Below are 405 nucleotides of genomic sequence, written 5' to 3'. Positions count from 1 at the left end.
TTAATTTGCATATTTCTAATGGCATGCTATCTACAATGTAATAATCACTTACAGATATATTTGCAGCTATCTTGTTTATTAATGAATCACCATAAGAAAACAACTTGCGCTTTCTGCGATTGTAAACACTACGTTCAATCCTAGAGTATAAATTGAAAGGTAATTTTCTGAATAAATCCCACTCTGAATCAATACTCATAAATTCTGAATTTAAGTCTATGGAGATTAACTCAAGATCTGTCAATTTGTGATTGCGGATTTGATTTAAAAAATTCATTTTACTTTCTATTGTTATCAGTATCTCTTATATTTTTTAATTATTTGCGGTAAAGCTGTTCATATTTAATCGTTTGTTAGTATATTATATTTAGGTATTTAGCTAATAATGAGCAGCTCCCTTTTTTT

Annotated in this window: 1 pseudogene; it reads right to left on the bottom strand. The window is 27.7% G+C overall.

The features are described 5' to 3' along the window. Window positions 1-244, bottom strand: a pseudogene (locus GNY06_RS13565) (IS982 family transposase); the annotation flags it as partial. Window positions 245-405: the final 161 nt, after the last annotated feature.

It is taken from the genome of Elizabethkingia argenteiflava (assembly GCF_009904105.1).
GTDB lineage: Bacteria > Bacteroidota > Bacteroidia > Flavobacteriales > Weeksellaceae > Elizabethkingia > Elizabethkingia argenteiflava.
The sequence above is the reverse complement of the archived record's forward strand: the minus strand, read 5'-3'. Positions and strand labels throughout refer to the sequence as shown.